General features: G+C 35.5%; 8 protein-coding genes. 3 read left to right on the top strand and 5 right to left on the bottom strand.

The window, feature by feature from the left end; all coding sequences use genetic code 11:
- Positions 1-16 precede the first annotated feature (16 nt).
- The gene (locus H5072_RS04340) at positions 17-226 is read right to left on the bottom strand and encodes a PGPGW domain-containing protein (protein WP_182692823.1); all 210 of its coding nucleotides are present in this window, start codon (positions 224-226) and stop codon (positions 17-19) included.
- 145 nt (positions 227-371) lie between these two features.
- Between H5072_RS04340 and H5072_RS04335 the strand changes: the two genes are divergently transcribed.
- Entirely contained in the window at positions 372-3,419 is a 3,048-nt protein-coding gene (locus H5072_RS04335; protein WP_182692822.1) for an FAD-binding and (Fe-S)-binding domain-containing protein, read from the top strand.
- Positions 3,420-3,571: 152 nt separating this feature from the next.
- On the opposite strand, the gene H5072_RS04330 is transcribed toward H5072_RS04335, so the two are convergent.
- Both H5072_RS04330 and H5072_RS04325 read right to left on the bottom strand, forming a co-directional pair.
- On the bottom strand, positions 3,572-4,765 hold the full coding sequence (locus H5072_RS04330; RefSeq protein ID WP_182692821.1) for a sodium:proton antiporter: 1,194 nt from the start codon (positions 4,763-4,765) through the stop codon (positions 3,572-3,574).
- Entirely contained in the window at positions 4,765-5,976 is a 1,212-nt protein-coding gene (locus tag H5072_RS04325; protein ID WP_182692820.1) for a tyrosine-type recombinase/integrase, read from the bottom strand. Before H5072_RS04325 ends, H5072_RS04330 begins: the two co-directional genes overlap by 1 nt.
- A gap of 149 nt (positions 5,977-6,125) precedes the next feature.
- Between H5072_RS04325 and H5072_RS04320 the strand changes: the two genes are divergently transcribed.
- Both H5072_RS04320 and H5072_RS04315 read left to right on the top strand, forming a co-directional pair.
- Positions 6,126-6,689: a YSC84-related protein gene (locus tag H5072_RS04320; RefSeq protein WP_182692819.1), complete on the top strand. Its 564-nt coding sequence runs from the start codon at positions 6,126-6,128 to the stop codon at positions 6,687-6,689.
- A gap of 169 nt (positions 6,690-6,858) precedes the next feature.
- On the top strand, positions 6,859-7,836 hold the full coding sequence (locus tag H5072_RS04315) for a hypothetical protein (protein ID WP_182692818.1): 978 nt from the start codon (positions 6,859-6,861) through the stop codon (positions 7,834-7,836).
- Here the strand turns inward: H5072_RS04315 and H5072_RS04310 are convergent.
- Positions 7,829-8,860 carry a patatin-like phospholipase family protein gene (locus tag H5072_RS04310; RefSeq protein WP_182692817.1) on the bottom strand — a complete coding sequence of 344 codons (1,032 nt, stop codon included), beginning with the start codon at positions 8,858-8,860 and terminating at the stop codon, positions 7,829-7,831. The genes H5072_RS04315 and H5072_RS04310 overlap by 8 nt on opposite strands.
- A gap of 128 nt (positions 8,861-8,988) precedes the next feature.
- Positions 8,989-10,392 (bottom strand): sodium:alanine symporter family protein (locus tag H5072_RS04305; protein ID WP_182692816.1); only part of this gene is annotated, 1,404 nt, incomplete at its 5' end.

Raw genomic sequence — 10,392 nt, 5'->3', positions numbered from 1 at the left:
CCAATTAAAAGTTAAATTAACGGGCTATTTTTTTATCTAAATAAGCACATGATTTAGTTAACGCCTTTTGGCAAAGTGATAAGTAATGTCGCGCTTTAGGGTAATAAAACGAAAAACACAATAAACCCGCCATAAAAAATATAAGTGATGGTCCTGGTACAACCGCAAAAAATAACCCTAGTAAAATAAATAGCACGCCACTGATCTGTAATAGTAATTTTTTCATATAACACACCTCATTACTCGTTAACTTGAGTATAATTTAAGCTGCATTAAAATCGACTAAAAGAGTGTTACAAACTGTAAAATCTTCAATTTCTATTCGCCATCACCATGATATAATTAGTCAAATGCCCTAAAATATCGCCGTCATGATAGCAACAATTACACAGCAAGATGCCGCGACAGAACTTGTCGCAAATTACCTAAATACCATTGCAAGCCAAGGTTTTAGTGGAGATACCGATGCAAGTTATGCAACGCGTATTACTGCTTCAACCGATAACAGTGTATATCAGGAAATACCCCAAGGTGTTATTTTTCCAAAAAATGAAAAAGATATTCAACTCGCACTGCAAACTGCATCTCGCGACCCATTTTTATCTTTAACTTTTGGCCCTCGTGGTGGCGGAACAGGTACTAACGGTCAATCGTTAACACCAGGTATTGTTGTAGATTTGTCTCGCTATATGCGCGAAATCCTCGAAATAAATGTAGAAGAAGGCTGGGTACGCGTTCAAACCGGCGTAATAAAAGATCAACTTAATGACTTTTTAAAACCTTATGGTTTTTTCTTCTCGCCCGATTTATCTACCAGTAACAGGGCAACTATTGGTGGCATGATAAGTACTGACGCCTCTGGGCAAGGTTCGTTAGTTTACGGAAAAACAAGCGATCATGTTTTAGGGCTTACAACTTATTTAGTCGATGGCACACCTATGTGTACCTCACCAATAGACATCGACAAAGCAAAAATTATAGCCGAGCAAGACTCTCTAATTGGTAGTTTATATAAAACAGTTTTAGATATTTCAGTTAATGAACGCGCAGCTATTTTAGCTAAGTTTCCACGGTTAAATAGGTTTTTAACCGGCTACGACCTAGAGCATGTGCTAAGTGATGACTTACTTACTTTTGACATGAGCCGACTAATAACAGGTTCAGAAGGCTCATTAGGTATAGTAACTGAAGCTAAATTAAACCTAACACCGATTGCTGAATTTAAAACCCTTATAAATATCAAGTACGATAGTTTTGATTCAGCACTTCGTCATTCACCATTTTTAGTTGATGCACGCGCAACATCGGTAGAAACCGTTGATAGCAAAGTTTTAAACTTAGCGCGTGAAGACATTATTTGGAATTTAGTATCGGACTTAATAACCGACGTACCAAATAAAGATATGCAAGGCCTTAACATGGTCGAGTTTAATGCAGTATCAAACGATGATATAAAAGACAAAGTAGACACGCTTTGTAAACTTCTAGACGAATGCGTAGCAAATCAAACTAATGGCGTTATTGGTTATCAGTTAACCAGTGATAAAAGCGATATACTTAAAATTTACGCAATGCGTAAAAAGTCTGTGGGTTTATTAGGTAATGTAAAAGGCAGTCAAAAACCACTCGCCTTTGCAGAAGACACCGCTGTACCCCCTGAAAACTTAGCAGATTATATTGTCGAATTTAGAGCATTACTCGACAGCCATAATTTACAATATGGTATGTTTGGCCATGTTGATGCTGGGGTTTTACACGTACGCCCAGCACTTGATATGTGCGACCCAGAACAAGAGAAACTACTTAGAACTATTTCAGATCAGGTAGTAAAACTAACCGCTAAGTACGGTGGTTTAATGTGGGGCGAACACGGTAAAGGTTACCGAAGTGAATATAGTCCTGAATTTTTTGGTGAGCATTTATATACGCAACTTCGTAAAATAAAAACAGCTTTTGATCCTAACAACCGCATCAACCCCGGTAAAATATGCACTCCTATCGATAGTGAAGACTCACTAGTTAGTGTTGATGGACAAAAGAGATCGCACTTCGATAAGCAAATATCAATAGAAGTTAAAACCAGTTTTAACAATGCAATGACCTGTAATGGTAATGGCATATGCTTTAATTACGATGAAAATTCACCTATGTGTCCATCGTATAAAGTAACTGGCGATCGTCGTAATTCACCAAAAGGACGCGCAAGTTTAATGCGCGAATGGCTTCGTTTACAAGAGTCAAAAAATGTAGATTTACTCGAAGTAGAAAAGCAGCTTAACAAAGGTGAAGTAATCACCTGGTGGGAACGTTTTGTTCACAGCCGCGAAAAACGAAAAGGTATTTACGACTTTTCTCACGAAGTAAAAGCGTCAATGGATGAATGTTTAGCATGTAAAGCATGTACAACTGCTTGCCCAATTAAAGTAGATGTTCCTACTTTTCGTTCGCGCTTTTTAAATTATTATCATAGTTATTATGCGCGTCCGCTAAAAGATTACCTTGTTGGTAACATAGAAAACAGCGCGCCATTAATGGCAAAGTTTGCAAAAGTTATAAACCCAATTGTTAAAACATCATTAGTAAGCAATGTTATTAAAAAAACAGTTGGCTATGTTGATACACCACAGTTAAGTATTCCTGCACTTTCAAAGCGTATTACTAAAACACAAAAATTTGATTTTGATTTATTAAATAAATTAAATGCAGAGCAACAAAGTGAATATGTATTAATAGTACAAGACCCATTTACGAGCTTTTACGAAGCGGAATTAGTAGAAAGTTTTATTACTTTAATAACCCAACTTGGCAAAAAACCAATGCTATTACCTTTTAAACCAAATGGTAAACCGCAACACGTAAAAGGTTTTTTGCATGAATTTAAAGTTACAGCTAAAAATGCAGCTGAGTTTTTAAATAAATTAAATGATATCAATGCACCGTTAGTCGGTTTAGATGCGTCACTCGTTATGTGCTACCGCGATGAATATAATACAATTTTAGAAAATAACCGTGGTGTATTTAATGTGCAACTTGCCCATGAATGGTTACAAACACAATCGTTTAAATCACTAAGCGCAAAACAAAATACAGATACCGAATTTACATTACTGAGTCACTGTACTGAAACAACTGCACTGCCAAAAGCGGCAAATGTTTGGCAAACAATTTTCAGTGATATTGGTTTAACATTAAAAACAACAAATACAGGTTGCTGTGGAATGGCGGGGACTTATGGCCACGAAGCACAAAATCAAGATAACTCACGTGCACTTTACGAAATGAGTTGGAAACCAATTGTAGATAAAAATAAACCAGAGCAACTTTTATCTACGGGATTTTCTTGTCGTAGCCAAGTTAAACGTTTTGAACAATTTAAACCAAAACACCCAATTGAATTACTAGCACAGGTTCTTAAGTAACTTTATAAAATAAGAGTGCTTAAATAGATTTATTAAATTAGTTCTTAAGCAAAAAAGGCGTAACAATTAACTTCATCAATAATGAAAGTAATCGTTATGCCTTTTTTAAATCTATTATTTTAATTATCTAATTTAAATAACTTTTTTAAAAACTACTTTTTAACAAAGCTATCTGCAATAGGTTTAGTGCTAATACCATGTATAAATACACTAAACAAAATAGTCGTCATTGCTATCGTCGCTATTTGATATTTGTTTTCTATTTGCGTATCTATCACCATCAATGTAAAAACAATTGATGCTAAACCTCTTGGTCCAAACCACGCAAATGTAAAACGCTCTTTAATACTCAATGCCGTAAACTGCAGAGACAGCATAACTGGAATTATTCTAATCAATGTTGTACTTAACAAAGCGTAAATTATAATTTCAGTATTTAATTTAGGAATAACTAAGTAAGCACAAACAAACCCGAACAAGCACCAAATCATTAACGATGTGAAATCTGCGATATGCTCTGAGTCCTCAATTAATTCTGTTCTAACTTCTTCGGTCGAAAATTTATCAAATAATAAGCCTGCAATAAACACCGCAATAAATCCACTGCCGTGAAAATACTGAGTGACAGAAAACACAGCCATAGCAAAACCGAGTAATAAAAATGGACTGGTATTTTGTGCAAAGTAATGACGTTTCATTGCAAAGTTTAAACTCGGTATAAAAACAGCGATACTTGTAATAGCTATTAATAAAGCCAGGCCAAGCTCTCGGCCAAACACACTTAATGTTTGTGTTGCAGTAATAGCTGAGTTAGGATTTTTAGCGAGTAATATAAATATTAAAAATATGGGTACGCATAATCCATCGTTCAAACCACTTTCAGTATTTATCCCTTCACGTATTTTTTCAGGCACTTGTGTACTTGCTAGTAACCCTTTACTTAATGCCGCATCGGTAGGCGTTAAAATAATTGCGAGCAACGCCGCTTGAATAAGTGAAAGCTCAGCAAAGAAAAATAAAGCAACAGCAATACCAAGTAACAAAGTTAAGGGTAGGGCAACAAACAACAGTAAACTAGGATACTGAAAACTATGCCTTAATACACTTAACTTTGATTTAGCTGCATCAGAAAATAAAAATATACTTAGCGTAAGCTCTATAAATGGTAATAAAAGATCAACGCCTTCTTTTATTTTATCCCCTTCGTTGGGTAGCATAAAAGCTAAACATATCCCGCCGACAACAAAAAACATTGGACCTGTTACTTCTGTTTTTTCTAACTGGCGAAGTGTTAAAGAATAAATTAAAAATAGTCCGCCTATAAATGCTATTACTAAATACTCCATTAAATTTTCCTTTTAAGTCCTGATTTTGCTCGCTCTTTAATATTTGTTTGAATATAAATTTGATCGGTAGTCGCAATTTTAGAATGACCTAAATCTTCTGATAAATGTTTAAGCGGTCTGGTTTGCGCATCATGTGTAGCGCCAGTATGACGAAGCCAATGTGCAGTTGCAGCGCCAAGTTGTTCAGCGTCATCTTTAAAACCATCATCAAGTAATGATTGCTGAGCATAATCAAAACTTTGTTGAACTAAACGCCTAATTTGCCTTACGGTCATACCACCTTGACCGCGAATTTTATGAACTAACGGCTCAGATTCATCAACCCGAGGAAGGGCAGGTAGCCCTCGATATAATCTGTATCGTTTTAAATATTCAACAAAATCATCACTTAAAGTTACATCTCGTAATTTATTACCTTTACCCATTATACGTAAAAACCAAAATCCATCATTATCTTGCCAAAAATGAGACATTACCGGCGACCATTGTGGGCGCTCAGATAATTCTGAAATTCGTAAATAAAGACCTTTTAAGCAGGCAAGCGTAAATAAGTTTCGCTCTAAATCAGGGTTATCTTCGCATAAATCACGCGTTACACCAAAAACGTATTCCCATTGAATATCACTTAATGTATCAGGAATTTGAATTTGTGATTGAACCACTAAATACGGGCTATTTTTTTTAACAACAGGGACAAAGTTCGCGAATGTTTTTTCTTCGAGTAGGGCAAACTTATAAAATACATTTAAGGCAGTAAACATGGCCGATAAAGTTTGTTGGCTGGCAGTCGATTCTTTTAGCATAAAAGGGCGCCAATTTTGATTTAATCTACGAACTCCTTGCTCATCTTTATAACGCCATTGCACTGAAGTTGCAGCCCATTCTTTATCAGGTTCAACCATAAAATCAACGTAAGCTTCAATATCTTCACGCTTTAAATCGAATACTGATTTTTCTGCTATTAACCACGACCATAAATAAAAGCGTTCAAGTTCATTTCGAAAACGGCTATAAGTAGCTTCTGATTTTCTGCCATAAACATATAAAAACTGATATAAGAATGTCAGATCGGCTTTTGATTCAGTTACAGTCAAGCCAACTTCCTGTATAAAGGATGCAAGTTCTGGGTATTCTGAATTTAGAGTACCGTCATCTAGATGGGCAATTTGATATCTTAATTGTTTTAACGTATCAACCAAAGCAACAAGCATAATGTATAAATATTCAATTAAATAATAGGCTTACAGAATAACGTTAAAGTCCGATACTGTCTAGTATTGGACATAGTAAAGCTCTAATTATTTTAATACCGTGATTATTCTATGGTTGTTGGTTGCTATATCTTATTAAGGAAAACATTATGAAAAAACTAATTACACTAAGCATACTTGCTTTAACTGTTGCGTTAACTGGGTGTGCTACTACAGGTAGTGCATCACCAAGCGAAAAACGTTCACTTGTACAAAGTATGAAAACAAATACATTAGATAAATTATACGCTGAAAAACCTGATGTTAAAAAACAAATTGCTAATTCGGCTGGTTACGCTGTTTTTGATAACGCGAACGTAAATGTTGTTTTAGCCAGTTTTGGTGGCGGTTACGGCGTAGTTAAAAATAACCTTACTGGTAAATCGACTTACATGAATATGGGTGAAGCCGGTTTAGGGCTTGGTTTAGGTGTAAAAGATTTTAACGTTGTAATGGTTTTTCATAACCAAGCTGCACTAAATAGATTTATTGAACACGGTTGGGCATTTGGCGGAAACGCTGATGCAGCAGCAAAATATGAAGATAAAGGCGGTGCACTGGTTGCCGAAGCGATTGCAGATCAAGTGACTGTATATTCTGTAACCGAAAATGGCCTTGCACTACAAGCTGTATTAAAAGGTACCAAGTTTTGGGTTGATTCAGAGCTTAATTAACCTCCAAATTACTCTCCTAAAAGCGAGCTGGTTTGAATAATCACGCTCGCTTTATTAAAACCCATCCAATTTAACATAACGTAATTTATGGGTGGTAACTGTAGTAGACTTCTATTTCAATTCCTATAATATAATACTAATTAAGTCATCTTATAATTCCTGTAACCATATGAGTCTAATTGATAAAAGTAAAAAGCATCATTTTATATCTCAAGCTGAGCAAAAGTTAAATGCTATTAATCCTTATGCTAGTAATGATTCAAATATGAAAATTTACAGTTTTAGTATTAAAGATAGAAATAATTATGAGTTTTCTCTAGAGAATAAAAAAGGTATAAAGATAAGTAACAACCTAAAAGATATAGATATTTTCAGCTTTGATATTTTGGATAATTCTCTTAGGTATAATTTCGAATCTCTATTTTATAAATACGAATCAAAAATACTACAAAATACAAATTCATTACTTAAAAAGATATCTGAGAATAATAGAAACGTATCTATCGAAATTACAAATATATTTTTTACCAAATTTTTAAACTTCATAAGAAACCCACATTCAATCAGAAAAGTTATAAATACTTTTCCTGATTTGAAATATCTTCAACCTTTAGACCCAATAGAAAATTCAAAGTTTCAGAAAATACTAACAGGTAATCAACCTCATTCAGCATATATCTGTAATTTATATAACATAACTAATAAAGAATATAAGGATTGGCTTTCAATAATTTTTCTTTTACTAAACCCTGTTAATAATACTGGCAGAGTTTTAATTGAAGATGTTGTTAAAGATATGTTTGAAAGTAAAAATAACTTTTTATTCGTTTATGTTTACACTTATTCAGAAAAAACTTGTGCCTTATCTGATCGAGGCTTTAGTGAGCCTATTACTAATAATAATTCTATAAATTTTGATTTCAACTTAAGTTCAAATAGCTTTATTCGTTATATTTTCTCACACATAGATACTTCAACCTCGAAAGACATTATCGATGTTCATAAGCGTATGAAAAAGACTGTGATATATGATCCAATCTATAATGATTTGAATATGCTGAGAAATTATAATCAGTGTGTTGCTTATCAATGCTTTAATAGGATATATAACTCAGAAAGAGAATGTTATGGTTTAACTATTACCTAATATTATTTTTATTTACCTTGTTATCAAACGCCTCAGCCAACTTTTCAGTTTCACTAAAAACAGTATTCCAATATTTAATGCGTGTATCTGCATCAAGATCGGTAAAGTCGTTTCTGTCTGGGATTTTTCCGTACGGTAAACTTGTTACAAATTCTTTTGATGGAGTAATCATAACCACGTTATCGTAATTAAGAGGTGATACTTTGCGTTTTAAATTTTTATCGAACCACCCTGCTTTTGGCTCGCTATTAAAATGCGGATATAAAATTAAGCCTGGGTTATTAATTTTTAAATCAAAGTGGTAGTCAATTATTCCGCCATCGCGATATATTCCTTGCGGCGAGCCTTCAATATTTTTTATGCCTTGCATAACAAGTGGTATTGAACCCGATGCAAGTAACGCGTCTTTTAAATTATTTTGAGTAAGCGCTATGTTTTGTGTTTTAAAATTGTAGGTATCGGTAATTGATAAGTCACTTGTTGCTGGGCCAAATATAAAACGCTCATACTGCGAGCCTAATAATTTTCGGTTAACGCGGTTTAACATATAACTTTTTGATAAACCCATTAACTGTATTAATTTATTTTCGCTGGCAATAAAGCCATTCGATTTTGCCACTATAAAGTGCGCTTTAAATATTGGGTTATTTATAATTTCGGTTACGCCGTTATCGCCAAAAACATCTTCAAGTAATGCGCGCGCTTTTATTGTTATTTCACTTGGTGTTGGTTTATTACTTGAATATCGCGTTTGCGAATACGATTTTGCTAAGCGCTCAATGGCAGCAACGGGATCGTTTTGTGCAAAACACGCAGAGCGAAAAGCGCCGGCAGATGAGCCAATTAAATTAAGTGGTTGGGTACGGTTTTTAAAAAATTCACCAAAAATATATTTATCTAACCCAAATAATGTAAACCATTTAGGACCGCCACTTGCACCTAAAAAAGAGGTGAAAAGTTCAGGTTTAAAGCCCTGTTCGTTAATAATTTTAGCCGCTGTTTTCCCTGCGTGAATCTCGATCATCTAAAAAATTGTGCCTTTTATTTTGGTTGCTTCTGTTATTTTTACAATACTGAAAGTGAATATTTATGCAAAGTAAAAAGCGGTTTTATGTTGCCATAAAACCGCTTTTTGTAGTTAAGTGTGCTGAACTAGTCCCAAATGCCGTCTTCGCATTTGCCCTGTACTTTTACATCTTTTACTTTAAATTCGGGCTCTAAACCTTTGTCTCTTTGTGCGTGGTAATCGCTCGTAACAGACAAAATAGTCGGCGTTAACAGTATAATAGCGATAACGTTAACCACTGTCATTAACCCTAAGGCAATATCGGCTAAATCCCAGACTTCTTTTAAGGTGGCCGACGCGCCCCACAACATCATTGATAAATAAAGCAAAGTGTAAATGCCGCGCCCTACTTTGTTGTCGAGCTTAAATAAGTGCAAGTTGCTCTCTGCATAGGCGTAGTTTGCCACTACCGATGTAAAAGCAAATAAGGTTATAGCGGCTGCTACAAAGTAAACACCACCTTGTGCTAAATGAGCGGTCATCGCGCTTTGTGTTAAACGAATGCCTTCCATTTCACCGCTTATGTCTATATCGGCTAATAAAATGATCACCGCGGTACAGCTACACAGTACTATTGTATCGAAAAATACGCCTAGCATTTGTATGTAACCTTGCGTTACAGGGTGATTAGGAATAGGGCTGGCACTTGCTGAAGCATGCGGCACACTACCTGCACCGGCCTCATTAGAATATAAACCACGTTGTATACCGTTTTTAATGGCTGCGCCCATTGCACCAGCCCCAGCTTCTTGTAAACCAAACGCCGATAAAAATATATCTTTAAGCATGGCAGGTACTTGCGTGAAATTTATAATAGTAATAATTACGGCAGCAAGTACAAACACAATGCCCATTATTGGCACAACACGCTCTGCAAATCGGGCAATTGCTTTAAAGCCACCGAGTATAATTGAGCCGGCTAGTACGGTAATGACCAGGCCTGAATAAAATGTAGGAACTTCAAACGCGTAATTAAGTGCGTCGGTAATTGTGTTAGTTTGCATTGCGCTAAACGTAAAGCCGTAACCTAAAAACAAACACGCGGCAAACACAATTGCAAATGCTCGGCTACCCAAACCTTGTTGAATATAATATGCAGGGCCGCCTCTAAACTCGCCGCCACTATCGCGCACTTTATATACTTGCCCAAGTACGCTTTCAGCAAAGCCTGTAGCCATACCCAATATGGCTATTACCCACATCCAAAATATTGCACCGCTGCCGCCAAGTGAAATTGCCACAGCCACACCGGCTAAATTACCAGTGCCTACTCGTGCGCAAAGCCCTGTACACAATGCTTGGAATGATGAAATGTCGTTTTTTTTACATTTGCTACTGCCTTTTAAAAGGCTAAACATATGTTTAAATTTAAGTATTTGAATTGCTTTTAGTCGTACTGAAAACCATACCCCCGTAAACAAGAGTATATAAATAAGTACTTGCCCTTCTCCCCATAAAAGGTTGTTTACGCTTTTGACGACGGTATCGAA

The organism is Pseudoalteromonas sp. SR45-5 (genome assembly GCF_014163565.1).
GTDB lineage: Bacteria > Pseudomonadota > Gammaproteobacteria > Enterobacterales > Alteromonadaceae > Pseudoalteromonas > Pseudoalteromonas distincta.
The sequence above is the reverse complement of the archived record's forward strand: the minus strand, read 5'-3'. Positions and strand labels throughout refer to the sequence as shown.